At 64.0% G+C, this 17,428-nt stretch carries 14 protein-coding genes and 1 pseudogene; 10 read left to right on the top strand and 5 right to left on the bottom strand.

Annotation, left to right across the window (positions count from 1 at the left end; all coding sequences use genetic code 11):
- The first annotated feature begins 1,182 nt into the window (after nt 1-1,182).
- Complete coding sequence (locus HAP47_RS39390; RefSeq protein ID WP_173640157.1) at nt 1,183-1,380, top strand: hypothetical protein; 198 nt, start codon at nt 1,183-1,185, stop codon at nt 1,378-1,380.
- A 559-nt stretch (nt 1,381-1,939) separates the two neighbouring features.
- Here HAP47_RS39390 and HAP47_RS39385 read toward each other — a convergent pair.
- Together HAP47_RS39385 and rpmB are read right to left on the bottom strand one after the other, a co-directional pair.
- Nucleotides 1,940-2,881, bottom strand: coding sequence for a hypothetical protein (locus HAP47_RS39385; RefSeq protein ID WP_173640158.1), 942 nt, complete (start codon nt 2,879-2,881; stop codon nt 1,940-1,942).
- A 145-nt stretch (nt 2,882-3,026) separates the two neighbouring features.
- Nucleotides 3,027-3,335, bottom strand: a complete 309-nt coding sequence (gene rpmB, locus HAP47_RS39380; RefSeq protein ID WP_173640159.1) for a 50S ribosomal protein L28 — start codon at nt 3,333-3,335, stop codon at nt 3,027-3,029.
- Nucleotides 3,336-3,683: 348 nt separating this feature from the next.
- Between rpmB and HAP47_RS39375 the strand changes: the two genes are divergently transcribed.
- The 9 genes and pseudogenes from HAP47_RS39375 to HAP47_RS39335 all read left to right on the top strand — a co-directional run bounded on the left by HAP47_RS39375 (nt 3,684) and on the right by HAP47_RS39335 (nt 14,651).
- Nucleotides 3,684-4,514 carry a DUF3108 domain-containing protein gene (locus HAP47_RS39375; protein ID WP_173640737.1) on the top strand — a complete coding sequence of 277 codons (831 nt, stop codon included), beginning with the start codon at nt 3,684-3,686 and terminating at the stop codon, nt 4,512-4,514.
- 619 nt (nt 4,515-5,133) lie between these two features.
- Entirely contained in the window at nt 5,134-8,691 is a 3,558-nt protein-coding gene (locus HAP47_RS39370) for a helicase-related protein (protein WP_173640160.1), read from the top strand.
- 33 nt (nt 8,692-8,724) lie between these two features.
- Nucleotides 8,725-9,009, top strand: coding sequence for an RNA-binding S4 domain-containing protein (locus tag HAP47_RS39365; protein ID WP_092120020.1), 285 nt, complete (start codon nt 8,725-8,727; stop codon nt 9,007-9,009).
- Nucleotides 9,010-9,146: 137 nt separating this feature from the next.
- Nucleotides 9,147-9,485 (top strand): ferredoxin FdxA, encoded by a 339-nt coding sequence (fdxA, locus tag HAP47_RS39360; RefSeq protein WP_092120017.1) that lies wholly within the window; start codon nt 9,147-9,149, stop codon nt 9,483-9,485.
- Nucleotides 9,486-9,916: 431 nt separating this feature from the next.
- Nucleotides 9,917-10,711, top strand: coding sequence for a CarD family transcriptional regulator (locus HAP47_RS39355; RefSeq protein ID WP_171947894.1), 795 nt, complete (start codon nt 9,917-9,919; stop codon nt 10,709-10,711).
- Nucleotides 10,712-10,823: 112 nt separating this feature from the next.
- Nucleotides 10,824-11,483, top strand: a pseudogene (locus HAP47_RS39350) (LysE family transporter).
- Nucleotides 11,484-11,597: 114 nt separating this feature from the next.
- On the top strand, nt 11,598-12,833 hold the full coding sequence (locus HAP47_RS39345) for an MFS transporter (RefSeq protein WP_173640161.1): 1,236 nt from the start codon (nt 11,598-11,600) through the stop codon (nt 12,831-12,833).
- 137 nt (nt 12,834-12,970) lie between these two features.
- The gene (locus HAP47_RS39340) at nt 12,971-13,531 is read left to right on the top strand and encodes a hypothetical protein (RefSeq protein WP_173640162.1); all 561 of its coding nucleotides are present in this window, start codon (nt 12,971-12,973) and stop codon (nt 13,529-13,531) included.
- Between the two features lie 721 nt (nt 13,532-14,252).
- The gene (locus HAP47_RS39335; protein WP_173640163.1) at nt 14,253-14,651 is read left to right on the top strand and encodes a nuclear transport factor 2 family protein; all 399 of its coding nucleotides are present in this window, start codon (nt 14,253-14,255) and stop codon (nt 14,649-14,651) included.
- Nucleotides 14,652-14,722: 71 nt separating this feature from the next.
- Here HAP47_RS39335 and HAP47_RS39330 read toward each other — a convergent pair whose 3' ends face one another.
- The 3 genes from HAP47_RS39330 to HAP47_RS39320 are packed head-to-tail and all read right to left on the bottom strand — an operon-like array spanning nt 14,723 to nt 17,391.
- Nucleotides 14,723-15,259, bottom strand: coding sequence for a response regulator transcription factor (locus HAP47_RS39330; protein WP_173640164.1), 537 nt, complete (start codon nt 15,257-15,259; stop codon nt 14,723-14,725).
- A complete protein-coding gene (locus HAP47_RS39325) occupies nt 15,249-16,574 on the bottom strand; it encodes an ATP-binding protein (RefSeq protein ID WP_371821845.1) in 1,326 nt (441 codons plus the stop codon). Before HAP47_RS39325 ends, HAP47_RS39330 begins: the two co-directional genes overlap by 11 nt.
- A gap of 28 nt (nt 16,575-16,602) precedes the next feature.
- Complete coding sequence (locus HAP47_RS39320; protein WP_173640738.1) at nt 16,603-17,391, bottom strand: SURF1 family protein; 789 nt, start codon at nt 17,389-17,391, stop codon at nt 16,603-16,605.
- Nucleotides 17,392-17,428: the final 37 nt, after the last annotated feature.

Raw genomic sequence — 17,428 nt, 5'->3', positions numbered from 1 at the left:
AGAGGCTTTCTTCGATGTGTATGGCGTGTGGGTTAAGGCTTTTTTCACGCGCTTTCGACGCATCACGCAGAGATTCGTGTGATGTGCGCGTGATGGAAGTGATGACACCGCTGTCATTGGCAGCAGCTGTCAGTTGGCTTGCCATAAACTCGCGCCGTCGTCATTGCGAGGCGTGTCGCGCCGTAGCTTCAGCGGAGGCGGAAGCAATCCATCTCTCCTCACGCGGCGCGATGGATTGTTTTACTCCGCGTATCATCACGCAAAGAAGAATCCTCTCCGGCGCCGCGCATGCACGTCATGGTCGGATCGATTCACCTGTCAGACAGCGGGAGAGGGCATGCGCTCGCGTTCTCGCGGCACGATCGGCCCGAGCTGAGCTGGTGCTTGACCCTCGCTGATGAAGCAGAGGGCGCGGGGAACGCCGGGTGCCAGCACGCACCCATGGGTCCCGAGCAACAAAAAGCTCGGGAGGTAGGACCACAGGTACGGCCGGGCGATCCCGGCGTTCCCCGCGCGGTTGGTTTACGGCTTATACGTGCTCTCCCCGGCGAGACTGGGCTTGTTTGTCACCGTCTTCACTGGACGCGCTTGCGTCTTGTGAAGAGACACCTGCCGCTAGGGCGTCAGGCCTGCACGATTTCACCGTCCGCGATGAGGCGCACTCGTCTCGCGCGCTTCTCGCGTCCACCGCATCCCGCACCCAACGTCCGTGACGATCGCGATACGCCCCTCTCAGAGGAGGCGGGACGCGGTCTTGTAATGCTGAGTTGGGGTCTCGGAAAAGAGGAATATTTTCTTTGCGCGGACTGGACAGGGTGTGTCGCCATGAACTTGCTGGCGAAATTCGGTTTCTGGCGCACGGCCGCCGCGGCGGTGGAACTTGCGCTGCGGCTCCGACTTGATGCTGCGGGCTGGTTACCGGCCTGCACGGCCTTGCAATCCTGCCCCCAAAGCCAGGGCCGTGCACTCCCCCCGGGGGCGCCAGCTCCCGGGGGGCTAGCCGGCGTGGCGCCAACTCCCTTCAAATCCTCGCAGTCGATTTCCTTCGCTGTGTTCATTAGTGCACCGTCAAGCCGCGCCCCGCAGGCGTAGTCTCGCTCCATCACCGCGCGAATGTCCGGCACTGCCGGTGACCGAGAACGCCAGTTGCGCTCCCGCCTACAGATGGAATGGAGCAGCGTGATGCAGAACAGCCTTCCCGACCCGCGCAGGTCCCCTGAGCAGCACCTTGCAGATGAATCGATCCGCCTCCGCGACCAGGCCCGCGTCATGCCGCCCGGCGTCGCACGCGACCGTCTGATCCGCATGGCCCGCCAGGCCGAAACCGCCTCGCGCATCAACGCGTGGGTGACGTCGCCGGGGCTGCGGTCGCCGAAGTGAGAGGGGCGACGGCGCGATCCGTGTTGTCCGCGTAACGCGTTATGTTTGGGAGCGCGTGATCCGGCAGCGGCCGCGAGATCGGTGAATTCGTCGGCGCTGGTCGCGATAGCGCAAGCGGATCGTCGCTCGATGCAGATCTACGACATTGCGAGGTGACTGCGTGCATTCGCGCGGCGCGATCGGCCCAGGTCGTGAGGCAGCTTGATCCTCGCTCGTGATGCAGAGAACGCAAGGAGCGTCGGCGAAAGTTTGCTTGTCAGCGTCTTCGCAAAACGATTTCGCGTTTTGCAACAAGGTCACCAGCCACCAGGGCGTCAGGACCTCACGCTTTCACCGTTCGCGATGAGGTGCGCTCGTCTCGCGCGCCCTTCGCGTCCACCGCATTCCGCACCCCACATCCGTGATGATCGCGATACGCCCCTTGAAGAGGAGGCGGGATGCGGTGGTCGTAATGCTGAGTTGGGGTGTCGGAGGGGGAGAATATTTTCTTTGCAGGACGGGACAGGGCGTGTCGCGTTGAAAACGCCAGTGAAAATTCGAGTTTTGGCGCAACAACAAATCAGCGCCGTTTCTTTCGCGCAAGTTTAGCCTTGGCAACAATTGCGGAGAACGCAATTGCGGCATCTACCGAGTTAGTCGAATCGATACAGTGATTCAATAAACGCCCAAGTTCAGCATCGTTGAAGTTTGAGCGGATCACCACATCAGTCCACTCATCAATCCCGTCGTTAGGTCGTCGTGGACTACTTACCGCACCGCGATTCGTAGGTTGCAGTTTGCCTTGGAAGGTATCCTCCAGTGGCAAACTTGACTGCGTCGTTTGCCCCGAGGGTCTCGAATTGATCGACCGATTCTGATGTTGTGGTGGTCCGGGCAGCTGTGAAGAGTTCACTTTGTCCCTCAGGTTGGCTTTGCGTTTCGCAAGTATCGACTGACCAAATGGCAGAGCGAACCACTGCCAGATAGCGTCGCCTGATTTGTACTCTTCACTGATTGGTCGCAGTAAAGCGCCTCGGCCGGTGCGTTCCGTTACTAAGTATCTCGCTAAATCTTCTGGCTCGAACCGTCCCAGTAGGTACTCAGCTTCTTTCACGATATAGGCTGGCGATAGGACGCCAAGTTGTCGCGCGAGCTGTTTGAGCTTAGTCTTCGCTTTGTCATTTTTGACGTCAGGAAAGTTGAGCGCGGACATTGCCCAACGACCAAATGTTTCGATCTCCAAACTTACTTGAAGGTCAGTTGATATTTGGTGCTCAGCAAGCGCACGCACATAGCCTGCAAGTGTGCGATTGTAAGTAAGAACGAGGACCCGAACCGGCGCCTGGTCTCCTCTGCGAGCCCGCCTCGCGGCGAACATATAGCAAAGCGACCGCAACCTGAGTATCGCGGTGGACGTCTTGCCGCTACCGGCCGCTCCACAAATCACTTCAACGCCAAAACGATTTTGACTGATCAGCGGCAACTGCTCGGCTGTCGCCGCAACATGTGGCAGTGTCTTCAAGGCATTCCCCCTGAAGAATAATCTATCAACCTCTGGTCGATTCGCTAAGAGGAGAGGTGCGAGCCCAGCCCAAAAACAAAAACGGCCGGGTCATCCGACCCGGCCGTTCAAAACTCCTCCGCGCTTTCGCGTGGCTCGGCTTCGCTCAGCTCGCCTTCTTCACGAACGCCGGCTTGCCGACCTTCTTCTCGATCGCGCGCTTGAGATCGAGCGCACGGGGCGAGAGCACGTCGGCCTTGGCCTTCAAGAGATAGGCGTCGAGGCCGCCATTGTGGTCGACGCTCTTCAGCGCATTGGTCGAGACGCGCAGGCGCACGTTGCGGCCGAGCGCGTCCGAGATGAAGGTCACGTTGGCCAGGTTCGGCAGGAAGCGCCGCTTGGTCTTGATGTTGGAGTGGCTCACCTTGTGGCCCGTCTGGGGGCCCTTGGCCGTCAGTTCGCAGCGCCGGGACATTACCAAAATCCTTATTGCATCCCCGCCTCTCGATCGGACGTGCAATCACACGGCCCGCGCGGGGGTTTTGAATTCGCGTCCATTTTCCAGGAACCGCGGGTGTATAGGGGGAGAATACCCGAGCGTCAAGATTATATCGCCGCATAACCGTCGCGGGAAATGGCGGTTCATAAGCGCTTCCAGCCACTTAACGGCGGATATGGCAACCATATAAAGGGCGTATTCGGCTGCAAGTCTTGGTTCCATAACAGATGCGCGCGTTGTCCGGCCGAATTGTCCAGATGGATGACGAAAGAGCGCCGATAGCAGGACCGTCAGGTAGGTTAAGTGACCACCGCCATTGCCCTTTTGCCCCCGCTCGGCCGGCTCGTCGGTCTGTGCGCCGGTGCCCTCTTGCTGTTTTGCGCCGAGCGAGCCAGCGCGCAAGGGCGGCTCGACGCCCAGTATGAGGCGACCTTGGCCGGTATCCCGGTAGGCAAGGGCAGCTGGACCATCGAAATCGGCGACGACACCTTCTCGGCCTCGGCCCAGGGCGGCACCGCGGGCCTCCTGAAGGCGTTCTCCGGCGGCAGCGGCTCGGGCGCCTCGCAGGGCCGCGTCGTCAACGGCGTGCTGACAGCCACCTCCTATACCGCGACCACCACCACCTCGAAGAAGTCGGAGACGATCCGGATGGTGCTGGCGGGTGGCGGCATCAAGGAATCCACGATCGAGCCGGAGCCGCCGGTCGATGCCGACCGGCTGCCGGTGACGGAGGCGCAGAAGAAGAACGTGTTCGATCCGATGACCGGCTCGTTCCTGCGCGCGCCCGTCAATGCCGAATTGATGAGCCCGGATGTCTGCCGCACCGGCGCCGGCGTGTTCGACGGCCGCATGCGCTACGACCTCAAGCTCGATTTCAAGCGGGTCGAGATCGTGAAAGCCGAGCGCGGCTATCACGGCCCGGCGCTGGTCTGCGCGCTCTATTTCGTGCCGATCTCGGGCTACATCCCGGATCGCCCTGTCATCAAATATCTCGCCGCCCAGCGCAACATGGAGGTCGCCTTCGTGCCGATCGCGGGCACCCGCCTTCTGGTGCCGTTCCGCATGACGATCCCGACCCCGCTCGGCCAGGCCATGCTGGAAGCCACCTCGTTCGTCACCACAGCCGCGCCGCCGCGCGTGGCGAAGACGCAGTAAGGGTGAGCAGCGGAAGTGCTTGACCGTCATCCCCGCGCAAAGGCTTCGCCTTTGTCGCTGGAGGAGCGCGCTCTTGCGCGCGTCTCGAAGGATCGACGGCCACCAGCGGGGGCCGTGCATCCTTCGAGGCTCGCTCCGCTCGCACCTCAGGATGACGGGTCAGGGAAGGTGACCGGATCAAGGAATGCAACAAACGTCACCGGAATCCAGTTGACTCTTGCCGGCTTCTGATTCGACTCGTCCGCCTCTGGAATTTAAGGAATTCAGTCCGCATATCCCGTGCTTGTGGAGCCCGCTCAAACTTGATCTAGTGCCGCCGCCTTCAGCCAGCCCGAGATGTTGCGGTGAACGTTTCAGGCCTGGAATGGAGTCACCGATTCGGGCGTGATTCGTTCCGGACTCGTTCCGAAGCTTAAGGGCGGCGCAGAAAGCGTCGCATTGTGAGACAGATTCGCCTCAGATGATGCCCATGATCGATCAGTTTCCGGATTTCCGCGTCATTGCGAGGAGCGCAGCGACGAAGCAATCCATCGTGCCGACGCGCACGCGAAATGGATTGCTTCGCTTCGCTCGCAATGACGGCTGACAGCCGCCTTCAGTAAAGAAACAACTGCAAAATATGGCTTTCTCAACTTCGTTCGGAAATGACCGCGTGCCCGGCGCAGGCGTCACTGCGGTGCTGGGGCCGACCAACACCGGCAAGACGCATCTCGCCATCGAGCGCATGCTGGCGCATTCGTCCGGCCTGATCGGGCTGCCGCTGCGGCTGCTCGCGCGCGAGGTCTACAACAAGGTCGCGGCCCGCGCCGGCGTCGATAACGTCGCGCTGATCACCGGCGAGGAGAAGATCAAGCCGAAGGCGCCGCGCTTCTGGGTCTCGACCGTGGAAGCGATGCCGCGCGATCTCGATGTCTCGTTCCTTGCGGTCGACGAGATCCAGATCGCGGCCGATCTCGAGCGTGGGCATGTGTTCACCGATCGCATGCTCAACCGCCGCGGCCGCGACGAGACGCTGCTGCTTGGCGCAGCCACGATGCGGCCGATCATCGAGCGACTGTTGCCGGGCGCCTCGATCGTCACGCGGCCCAGATTGTCGCAGCTCGAATTCGCCGGCGACCGCAAGATCACGCGGCAGCCGCGGCGCACCGCGATCGTCGCGTTCTCCGCCGATGAGGTCTACGCGATCGCCGAACTGATCCGACGCCAGCATGGCGGCGCGGCCGTGGTGCTGGGCTCGCTCTCGCCCCGCACGCGCAATGCGCAGGTCGAGATGTTCCAGAACGGCGACGTCGATTACCTCGTCGCCACCGACGCGGTCGGCATGGGGCTCAATCTCGACGTCGATCACGTCGCCTTCGCCTCCGACCGCAAATATGACGGCTATCAGTTCCGCCGGCTGACGCCGGCCGAATTCGCGCAGATCGCGGGCCGCGCCGGGCGCGCCACGCGCAACGGCACTTTCGGCACCACGGGCCGCTGCGCGCCGTTCGAGCCGGAGCTCGTCAATGCGCTGCAGAACCACACCTTCGACAGCGTCAAGATGCTGCAATGGCGCAACGCCAGGCTCGATTTCGCCTCGCTCGGCGCGCTGCAGGTGTCGCTGGCGCTGACGCCCAATCATGAGGCACTGACGCGGGCCCCGGTGGCCGAGGATATGCGGGTGCTCGAACACGTCGCACGCGACGCCGAGGTGCGCGAATTCGCGCATGGCGCTGATGCGGTGGAGCGGCTGTGGGAGGCCTGCCAGGTTCCGGACTACCGAAAGCTGTCGCCGGCCGCCCATGCCGAACTCGTGACCACGCTGTACGGCTTCCTGATGCAAAAGGGTCGCATCCCTGATGCATGGTTTGCCGCCCAGGTCGACCAGGCCAACCGGACCGACGGCGATATCGACACGCTATCCGGCCGGATCGCGCAGATCCGGACCTGGACCTTCGTTGCCAACCGGCCCGACTGGCTCTACGACCCGGAGCACTGGCAGGGGATCACGCGCGATCTCGAAAATAAATTGTCCGATGCGCTGCATGAACGGCTCACGGAGCGTTTCGTTGACAGGCGGACCAGTGTATTGATGCGCCGCCTGCGGGAGAACTCAGTTTTGAATACGGAAATTGGCAAGACCGGTGAAGTGATCGTGGAAGGCCACGTGATCGGCCGGCTCGATGGTTTCACCTTCGCACCCGATGCGGCCGAGGCCGGCAGCGACGCCAAGGCGCTGCAAGCCGCCGCCCAGCAGGTGCTGGCGCGCGAGATCGATACGCGTGCCGAGAAACTGGGCGCCGCTCCCGACGAGCAGTTCGTGCTGGCCTCCGACGGCACCATCCGCTGGACCGGCGATGCGGTGGCCAAGCTGGTGGCCGCCGACGACGCGCTGCATCCGCGGCTGCGCATCATTTCCGACGAGCGGCTGACCGGCGCCTCGCGCGAGGCCGTGCAGACCCGGCTCGATCTCTGGCTCAAGACGCATATCGAGAAGCTGCTCGGGCCGCTGTTCGAACTGTCCAAGGCCGAGGATATCCAGGGCATCGCCCGCGGCATCGCCTTCCAGCTCGTCGAGGCGCTCGGCGTGCTCGAGCGCAGCAAGATCGCCGCCGAGATGAAGGATCTCGACCAGCCCTCGCGCGCCGCGCTGCGCAAATACGGCGTGCGCTTCGGCGCCTATCACATCTATTTCCCGCAGCTCCTGAAGCCCGCGGCGCGCTCGCTGGCGTCGCTGCTGTGGGCCGAGAAGCAGAGCAATGTCGACATGGGCGCGCTGTCGAATGTGCAGCATCTCGCCTCCAGCGGCCGCACCTCGTTCCCGGTCGACAAGGCCCTGCCGCGCGACGGCTATCGCGTGCTCGGCTATCGCCAGTGCGGCGAGCGCGCAGTGCGCGTCGACATCCTGGAGCGGCTCGCCGATCTGATCCGTCCGGCGCTGGCCTGGCGCGAGACCTCGCCGGGCGAGAAGCCTGCCGGCGCGTTCGATGGCCGCGGCTTTGTCGTCACCCAGGCGATGACCTCGCTGACCGGCTCCGCCGGTGAGGACTTTGCCTCGATCCTGCGCGCGCTCGGCTACCGCATGGACCGCCGCCCGCCGCTGCCGCCGAAGGCTGTCGAGATTGCGCCGGTCGTGACCACCGAGACCGTTGCTGCGGAGACGCCGCCGGTCGAGGTGACGTCCGACGTCGCCGCAGATGCGCCGGTCGATGCCGCTGCCGAGGTCGTGGCCGATGCGCCGGAGGCTGCCGCTGCGCCCGAAGCCGAAACTCCCGCTGATCAGCCGGTGTCCGGCGATCCCGCGCCGTCGGCCGCGCTGCTGCCCGATGTCGGCTTTGCCGAGGTGGTCGCCAGCGAAGCGGCGCCGGTGGTGCTCGAGACCCAGCAGGATGCTGTCGCCGAGCGCGCCGCGCCGGTCGATGAGCCCGCTGTTGCCGAAGCGCCCGCTGCTGAAGCCTCCGTTGCTGAAGTCCCCGCTGCTGAAGTGCCGGCCGAGCCAGCGCCTGCTGTGGAAGCCGCTGCGGAGACGGCGCCTGAGGGCGTTGCCGCAGAGACACCGTCAGAGCCCGCCGCCGATGCGCCTGCGGAGACCTCGAGCGCCGAGGCAGCAAGCGCCGAGGCCGCTCCCGCCGCCGCGGAGACGCCGGCCGAGCCGCAAATGGTCGAAGTCTGGCGTCCCGGCGGCCGCTCCGACGAGCGCCGTCCGCATCATCGCGGCCACGACCGCAACCGCGGCCGTCACCAGAACAAGCCCGCCGAGGGCGCGCAGGCAGCTGAAGGCGGCGGTGAGGGCGAGAAGCGCGAGCATCATCGCCGGCCGCGCCGCCACCAGGATTTCCGCGTCCCGCGTCCAGGCGCGCCCGCTGACGGCGCTGCGCCGGCCGCTGCCGCGCCGGCCGATGGCGCGCCGCGCGAGGACAAGGGCCAGCGCCGCGAGCGTTTTGAAGGCAAGGGTCGCGATCGCGACAATGAGCGTCGCCGCGACAACAAGTTCGGCGGCGGCGATCGCAAGGGCGGTGATCGTGACCGCGGCGGCCGCGATTTCGGCAAGGGCGGCCGCGACAAGCGCGAGGGCGGCCCGTCGCATCGGCCCTACGCCTCGAGCGCGCCGCGCGAGCGCGACCGTCCGATCGATCCGAACTCGCCATTCGCCAAGCTCGCTGCCCTGAAAGAGCAGCTCGCCGGCCGGAAGGAATAATCCAACCCTTGATGCTAGTTCTCGGTCTGACGCTTGGACAGACAGCGGCTCGACAAATGGCTGTGGCACGCGCGCCTGGTGAAGGCCCGCACCAGCGCGGCTGAACTCGTCGCATCAGGTCATGTCCGCATCAACGGCACGCGCGAGAAATCGCCGGGCCATGCCGTGAAGGCGGGTGACGTCATCACCGTCGCGCTCGACAACAGCGTCCGCGTGCTGAAGGTCACGGGCTTTGCCGAGCGGCGCGGCGATGCCAGTTCGGCGCGCGTGCTGTACGAGGATTTGCAGGCCGGCAATTTGCAAGCCGGTAAGGAGTAGTTATCTAGCGCTTGCTATCTCAATTTGGGGTGGCAGGGGCGTGAGAATACTGGCGTTTTTCGAGGCGGGCTTCCCTTGCGGCCCCGGTATTCCTGCGCTACGCAACCCCAGAAAAATCGATCGTTCCGGAGTTTTGGATGACCTACGTCGTCACTGAAGCCTGCATCAAGTGCAAATATACCGACTGCGTCGAGGTCTGCCCCGTCGATTGCTTCTACGAGGGCGAGAATATGCTGGTCATCCATCCCGACGAATGCATCGATTGCGGCGTGTGCGAGCCGGAATGCCCGGCTGACGCCATCAAGCCGGATACCGAGCCGGGGCTAGAGAAGTGGCTCGAGGTCAACACCGAGTATGCCAAGAGCTGGCCGAACATCACCCAGAAGAAGGACTCGCCCGAGGACGCCAAGGAGTGGGAAGGCAAGGAAGGCAAGTTCGAGAAATATTTTTCTCCGAATCCGGGCAGCGGCGACTGATTCGCTGACGCTCGCGAATAGCCGACGAGACTACCCCGATAAGGGCGGGCCCGGACCCGCGGCGGCCCTCCGTTCGGCCGCCGATTTAACCCTAATGACGGACATATGACCTGAGGATGCCCTGTTATGCCCGGAATCGGGCGTAAACCATTGATTTTTGCGGAAAATGTGCTATATCTGCACCATTACAGGCCAAGAACCCCTTGCCATGCGTACCTTGTGGCTTCGAGGTTCCCGCAAACATCGAACAGGGGCGTGGCAGTTTCCGCGCGCAGGCTGTGTCACAGAAAACGCGTAAAAAGAGTGCTTCAAAGACGACGAAGAAAGCCGCTGTCGTTGCTCGCAGCGCAACCAAGGGCCGTGCCAAGGCGCCCGTGAAGGGGGCCAAGAAGGCGGCGGCTGCAAAGTCCTCAAAGAACAAAAGAAGCGTGATGCCAGAAAAGACTGCCAAGACTGCCGCGAAAGCGGCAGCGGCGAAGCCCGCTGCTGCGAAGGTCGCCCCCAAGACTGCTGCTGTTGCGCCGAAGCCGGCCGCCCCGAAGGCTGCCGTCCCCGCCGCTGCCCCGAAGGTTGCTGCCAAGCCGGCCGCCGCGCCGCGCGTCGAGGAGCCGAAGAAGGTCGTGACCCAGCGCCAGGGCTTCAAGGCCAACGAATTCGTCGTCTATCCCGCTCACGGCGTCGGCCAGATCCTGGCGATCGAGGAGCAGGAAATCGCGGGCGCCAAGCTTGAGCTGTTCGTGATCAATTTCATGAAGGACAAGATGACGCTGCGCGTCCCGACGGCGAAGGTCGCCAACGTCGGCATGCGCAAGCTGTCGGAGCCGGCGCTGGTCAAGAAGGCGCTGGAGACGCTGAAGGGCCGCGCCCGCGTCAAGCGCACCATGTGGTCGCGCCGCGCCCAGGAATACGAAGCGAAGATCAATTCGGGCGACATCGTCGCGATCGCCGAGGTGGTCCGCGACCTCTATCGTTCGGAATCGCAGCCCGAGCAGTCCTACTCTGAACGCCAGCTCTACGAAGCGGCGCTCGACCGTCTGTCGCGCGAGATCGCGGTCGTGCAGCACTCGACCGAGACCGAGGCGATCAAGGAGATCGAAGGCCAGCTCGCCAAGAGCCCGCGCCGCGGCGCCAAGGCGGAAGCCGAGGGTGAAGGCGAGGGCGATGCCGACGGTGAGGATGCCGATACCGATGGCGACGATACCGCCGTCGAAGACGAAGCCGCCTAAGCAGCGTTACAGGATTTCGAAGAGCCCGGTCGAGAGACCGGGCTTTTTTGTCGCCGCATTTTTGTCGGCGTCTACGCTGGCCACGCCGATTGGCGCCTTGCGAGGAATTTCGATGAGCGCCTATGTGATCGAACTCGTGACGTTGATGACGATCTTTTCCCTTGTGATCGTCTCCCCTGGTGCCGATCTCGCCATGGTCCTGCGTCAGTCGATGGTTCACGGCCGCAGAGCCGCCATCGTCACATCATTCGGCCTGGGCGTTTCTCTGCTGTTTCACATCAGCTATACGATCCTTGGTCTTGGGGCGATCATCTCGAAATCGGTCGCGCTATTCAACATCGTCAAATGGTGCGGTGCTGCCTATCTAGTCTACATCGGGATCAAGGCGTTGCGTGCAGGCGCGCTCACGGTGGAGAAGACCCCGCCGCAGGACCACACGCTTGCTCTCTCGCAGAAGCCTGTCGCCGAACAGGGGCTGATCAAGGCCTTTGTCCTTGGCTTCGCCACCAACGCCCTCAATCCCAAGCCGGTGTTCTTTTTCCTTTAAATATTCGCGACCGTCGTCAGCGTCCAAACGCCGGCCATGGTCCGACTTGGCTACGGCCTGGTGATGGCGAGTTGCCTGATCCTCTGGTTTGTCGGCGTCAGCTACTTCATGACAACGCCCCGGATGCGGGCGGCGTTTTCCCGCGCCAGCAAATGGATCGACCGCGTCAGCGGCGTCGTTTTCATCGGCTTGGGGCTGAAGCTCGTCACCGAAAAAGCGAGCTAGCGCGCGGCCAGTTCGGGCCCGGCATGCACAAATCGCCCCTTGGCTGATCGCCGCGACTCATGACCTGCTGCGCCGCGCCGGCGGTGAGATCGCGGAACCGGCGAGGGGCGCGGCATGCTTGCAGGACGGTCGCTGGGGCGCGGTTACGACTGGCTGTGGACGGCGTTCGCGGTCTCGACGTTCGGCACCTGGATCGCCTTCGACGCGTTCCCGCTGCTTGCGATCCTGGTGCTGCATGCAAGGCCGGAGGCGGTCTCGTCGCTCGCAGCGGTCGGCCTGCTGGCCGGGGCCGCGGTGGCGGTGCCGCTCGGGCCCTGGATCGAATTCCGCCGCAAGCGGCCGGTGATGATCGCGATGGATCTGATCCGCTTCGCGGCGACGATCAGCGTTCCCATCGCGTTCGTGCTGGGACGGTTGACCTTCGTCCAGCTCGTCGTCGTTGCCGTCATCATGGCCGCCGCGGACATCGCGTTTCGTGCGGCGAGCGGCGCCTGCTTGAAGGCGCTGGTCGCGCCGGGCGATCTGGTGATCGCGAGCGGGCGGCTCGAAGCGACGACCTGGACCGCGACCGCGATCGGGCCGCCGCTTGGCGGCGCGGCAATCGGAGTCTTCGGCCCGGTGGTGACCGTGGTCGCCAACGCGGTCAGCTTTCTGCTCTCGGCGCTGGCCATCCGGCGGATCGGCGGAAGCGAGCCTGCGCCCGCCCAGCGCCATGCGCAGGGATTTCGCGCGGCAGAGCTGATCGAGGGATGGCGGGCGATCCTCGCGCATCCCGTGCTCCGTCTGCTGTTCTTCAACACCGTGCTGGTCAATGGCCTGATCATGGCGACGGCGCCGCTGCTTGCGGTGCTGATGCTGCGCGATCTCGGCTTTGCGCCCTGGCAGTACGGGCTCGCATTCGGGGCGCCCCGTATCGGCGGCCTGATCGGCGCCCGGCTCGCGCCTTTGCTGGCCGCGCGTTTCGGACAGCACAATGTGTTGCTCGCGGCCGGTACGCTCCGTGCCTGCTGGTCGCTCGGCCTCGCCTTCATGCCGAACGGTGGGGCGGGCATCGCCGTCGTCTTTGCGCTTCAGTTCGGTCTCGTCACCTGCGCCGGTATCTTCAATCCGGTGTTTGCGGCCTATCGTCTGGCCCAGATCGAGATCGAGCGGACCGCGCGCGTGCTCTCGGCCTGGACGATCACCAGCAGTGCAACCATCGCGGTGCTGACGGCGCTCTGGGGCCTGCTGGCGGGCTTCGCCGCTGTCCGGACGGCGATCGCGCTCAGCGGCCTGCTTTTGCTGACCACGCCGTTATTGCTGCCACGTCGCGCGCTGAGAGCGTGGGAGGGGGCAGGCTCTCGATCGTGACCCTCAGCCGAGCAGGTTGATGTTCCAAGCTATCCGCACGGCCAGCCTCTCAGACGAGGGGCACTCATTGCCGTGTTATCCTGAACGGAACGTCGGTAACTTTCGCGCGTTCGCTCGCCATCGGAGGAGAGTGGACCATGACATCAAAGACAGCCATTTTTTTCGCTGGCGTCGGAACAACCTTCATAATTCTCGGTGCTGGTTTCGGTGGTGGGCTACTCATGGCAAGTTCGGCGCTCAAGGATACTGCCAACGCCCAGACGCGCGTCTCTTCGCCCGCACCTGCGGAACCAGCACGCGTTGTCCTGCCATCTACAGCAGAAGTCGCGCAGGCCCCCCAACCTGCCAACCAGCCGGAGTCCGCCACGCCAGAAGCATCCCCGTCTCCGCAGCCGCAGGTGCAACCGGATCCAATCAAGGTTGTACAAGCGCCCGTCGAGAAGCAGGTGGATGCGGCGGACGCGAGGAAATCCGAAGTTGACGAAAGGGAGCGGCGTAAGCAGTACGCTGAACGTAAAGCCAAGCGTATTGCGTCCGAGCAGGCGAGGCGTCAACAGCGGCGCATCGAGCAGCGCGAACAACGTCGCGAAGTTCCGGTGCTCTTAGATCAGGCAGAGCGCCGCGAAGTGCCGATTATGGCATCCGAAGGCGATGCCTCCCCACCTCGTCCGTTCGCGGATTTCTTCGGGAATGATTGAGCGCATTGCGCGGCAACGCGGCTCCCTTATGAGAGCCGAGGAACGGCCAGCGATTTCGGAACGTTAGTACCATCAATTGGTCTGGCCTTGATAACGGACGTCGGAGCGCCGCATCCAGCTTACTACGACCTGTTTTGCCCAGACACCGTGGACTGCGTTCCAGTGGTTATGCCTGAGGGCTGTATATGGCTAATGAAGACTCCATTGCTTTCAGTGACACTCCTGAACAGCGAATAGAGCGGGCGTCAGAGGCGATCCGTCAGATGGCTGAGCACGATGTATTTGAGCCTTTGCCGCAACAAGATCGGTGGTTGCATTACTTGAGTGAAGCGACCAAGGCTGCTCCCCTTCAATCACTTGCCATTGCATTCTTGCTAGGGGGCTTCCTAGCTCGGCGGTAGCGCTGGACGGTCCGGTCTGTCGATTGACCTGTTGCCGACTGAGTGGAGCCTGTCGTCGGGCACGCATTCGCGCGACCCGTTGACTCCATCCGGGCTACCGCATCGGCTACTTCACCCGCTGTTTCTCTCGAGCTTCCGCGCCAGGGAGCTCCGGACGCCGAACGGCGCTCGAAAGCCACGTAAGCAACCCTGACCAGAATCGTCCTGTGTTGTTTCACAGATGGCGACGGCGATCGGAGCGCCACATGCTATGCTGGCTACCCGGCCGCTATTTGATCGACATTCAGGTGACCCATCAATTTGCAGCGAGGAGATATCCGATGACATCCAATGTTGAGGCAACCAGGAAGGGTTATGAGGCGTTTCAACGTGGTGACATTCCGGCGCTCATGAGAGATTTGATCGATGACGACTGCACGTGGATAACCCCAGGTCCCCAGGACAAATTGCCTTGGGCTGGGACCTTTAGGGGAAAGCAGCAGATTGCAAACTTCTTCGTCCAGGTCGGCGAGAATCTGGAATTCAGCGAGTTTGCACCGCGTGAGATGATTGAGCAGGGCGACACTGTCGTGGTCTTGGGTACGCTCACGGCGCGGGCAAAGAGAACCGGGAAGACCGTCAAGAACGAATGGGCCCACGTTTTCAAGTACCGTGGAGGAAAGGCGGTCTATTTTCAGGAGTACATTGACACTGCGGCGGATGTCGCGGCGATGTCGTAACGGAGCGAGAGGCGGCCGGCTGAATCGGGCGCGGATTCGCGTGCCTCGTTGGCATCATCCGCATCTATCGTCTACTTCACCCGCTGCTTCTCGAGCTTGCGCGCCAGGGTGCGGCGATGCATGCCGAGGCGGCGGGCTGCTTCGGAGATGTTGAAGTCGGTCTCCATCAGGGTCTGGTGGATGCGCTCCCATTCCAGCGTCTTGATCGAGGTCGGCCGCGCACCGACCTCGATGGCGGCGTTGCCTTGCGCTTTAAGGAACGCGGCCTCGATGTCGTCGGTGTTCGATGGCTTGGCCAGATAATGGCAGGCGCCGAGCTTGATCGCCTCCACCGCGGTCGCGATGCTGGCAAATCCGGTTAGCACCACGATCAGCATGTCAGGATCATGCGCATGCAGCGCCTCGACGCAGGCGAGGCCCGACGCGCCGCCGGCGAGCTTCAGGTCGACGACGGCATAGCCGGGTGATTGCTGCTCGAGCAGCTCGCGGACCTCGTCGAGCGAGGCCGACACCGCGACGCCGTAACCGCGGCGCTCGAACGAGCGCTTCAGCGTGCGGGCAAAGCCCGCATCGTCCTCGACGATCAGGAGCTGGCGTTCATCCGTCAAGAGGGTCTCCGATCGCAAGCGTCGAGAGCGGCAGCTCGAGTTTGACCGCGGCGCCGATATCCGGCCGGTTGCGCGCCGTCACCACGCCGCCGAGCTTGCGCACCACATTGACGACCAGGAACAGGCCGAGGCCGCTGCCGGGACTGCCCTTGGTCGATTGATACGGCTTGCCGACATGCGCCAGCATCTCGCGCGAGAAGCCGGGGCCGCGATCGGTCACCGACAGCACGAGCTTGTCGGCATTGCGCTCGGCCATCAGCTCGATCCAGTCGCGCGAGACCTCGGCGGCATTGTCGAGCACGTTGAAGATCGCCTGCTTGAGCGCGACGTCGGACACGATCGCGAGATCCGTGCCGAAGGCGTTACGGAAATACAGCGTGGCCGACGGCCGCGTCGTTCGCCATTCCTCCACCAGTGCGGTCAGGAACGCCGCAACCGTGGTCGGCGAGGAGCCTTCGCCGCGAGCTTCGCCGGCCGACAGCAGAATACCGGTGACGATCGACTTGCAGCGCTGCACCGAGATCTCCATCTCGCCGAGGTCTTGCGACAGCTCGGGATCGGAGGCGAGCGCCGGCATCCGGCGCCAGTCGCCCAGGATGACCGAGAGCGAGGCGAGCGGCGTGCCGAGCTCATGCGCGGCGCCCGAGGCCAGCAGGCCGATCCGCACGATGTGGTCCTGCTCGGTGGCGTGCTGGCGCAGCGCCGCGAGGCGGAGGTCGCGGTCGCGCAGGTTGCGGTTGATCCGGGTCATGAACACCACGAGCAGCACGGCGTCGAGCACGAGCCCGATGAACGTGCCGGCGATATAGAGATTGAAGGCCTCGGCAAAGCCCTGCGGCAGCTCCAGCGGCCGGTAGTAGCTGGTCAGCCAGGCGAAGTTCATGCAGACCAGCGCCACCAGCGACCAGGTCGAGGGTGCATCGAGCAGCACCGCGCCGAGCGTCACCTGCAGCAGATAGAGCGACGTGAAAGGATTGGTGGCGCCGCCGCTGAGATAGAGCAGGGCGGTCAGCGCCGCAACGTCGAGCGCCAGCGCAACCAGCAGCTCGCGGTTGTTGATGTCGGCGCGGTAGCGCAGCCACAGCAGGCTGACGAGGTTGAGCGCCACGAGACCGAAGATCACGGCGGCCATCGGCAGCAGCGGCAGTGCGACGTCCATCCAGAACTGCACGAAGCCGATGGTGGCGATCTGCCCGATCACGGCGATCCAGCGCAGCTGGACCAGCAGGGCCATGTTCTTGCGATTGGTCGCGAGGTCGGCGGGTGCTGCGAGATCGAACGGCATGCCGGCAGCCGCGTTCACGGCAGATGGCATCACGGCCGTGCTGGTCGCGGCGTTTTCGTCATGCAGATCCGATGTGCGCTCGAGCATCTGGGCCTGTGTCGCGAGACAGATTGCGGGCTGCGCCGATCAGGCGGCGCACGGCGGCGCGCCTTGAGCCCCACCTTGGGTCGGAGGCGCCGGCGCGGCCCCTGCCGCTGATGACGCGCAGGAGCGCGCCGGCCAGCATAAAGGCCAGCGCGAACCATGTCAGCGCGTAAATCAGGTGGTTGTTCGGAAACCGCACGATCGTGAGCCCGCCGACGGGAGTGCCGCCCGGATTGGGCGTCGCATCGGCGTCGATGAAGAAGGGCGCGGTGTGCGACAATCCGTGCACGGCGGCGATGGCGGCGACGTCGCGGGAATACCAGCGGCCCGCCGCGGGATCGTTGCTGCGCAGGAAGCCGCCCTTCGGCTCTGACATCCGCAGTAGCCCGGTGATGCTGACTGGGCCTTGCGGCTCGCTGTCGCGCCGCGTCGCCGGATCGCGCTTGTCAGGCGGAACAAAGCCACGATTGATCAGCACGCTGGTTCCGTCGGCCATGCGCAACGGGGTCAACACCCAGAAGCCAGGGCCGTCTGTGGTGACGGCCTGCACCAGCGTCTCGTCGGAGCTGAGGAAGGTGCCGCGCAAGGTGACGCGGCGATATTCGTCGCTCGCGGCCGTAACCGCCGGCCATGACGAGGGAGGCGGCGGCGCTGTCGGCGCCGCATGCATCCGCTGCTCGACCCGCTCGATCAGCGCCAGCTTCCAGGTCCTGCGTTCGATCTGCCAGATACCGAGCGCGCCGAGCAGCACCACGCCCAGCATGCCGAGCGTGAGCAGCACAAGCGATGGTCCGGCAGAG

This window comes from Bradyrhizobium sp. 41S5 (assembly GCF_011516665.3).
Classification (GTDB): Bacteria; Pseudomonadota; Alphaproteobacteria; order Rhizobiales; family Xanthobacteraceae; genus Bradyrhizobium; species Bradyrhizobium quebecense.
This window is presented reverse-complemented; position numbering and strand designations above follow the sequence as displayed.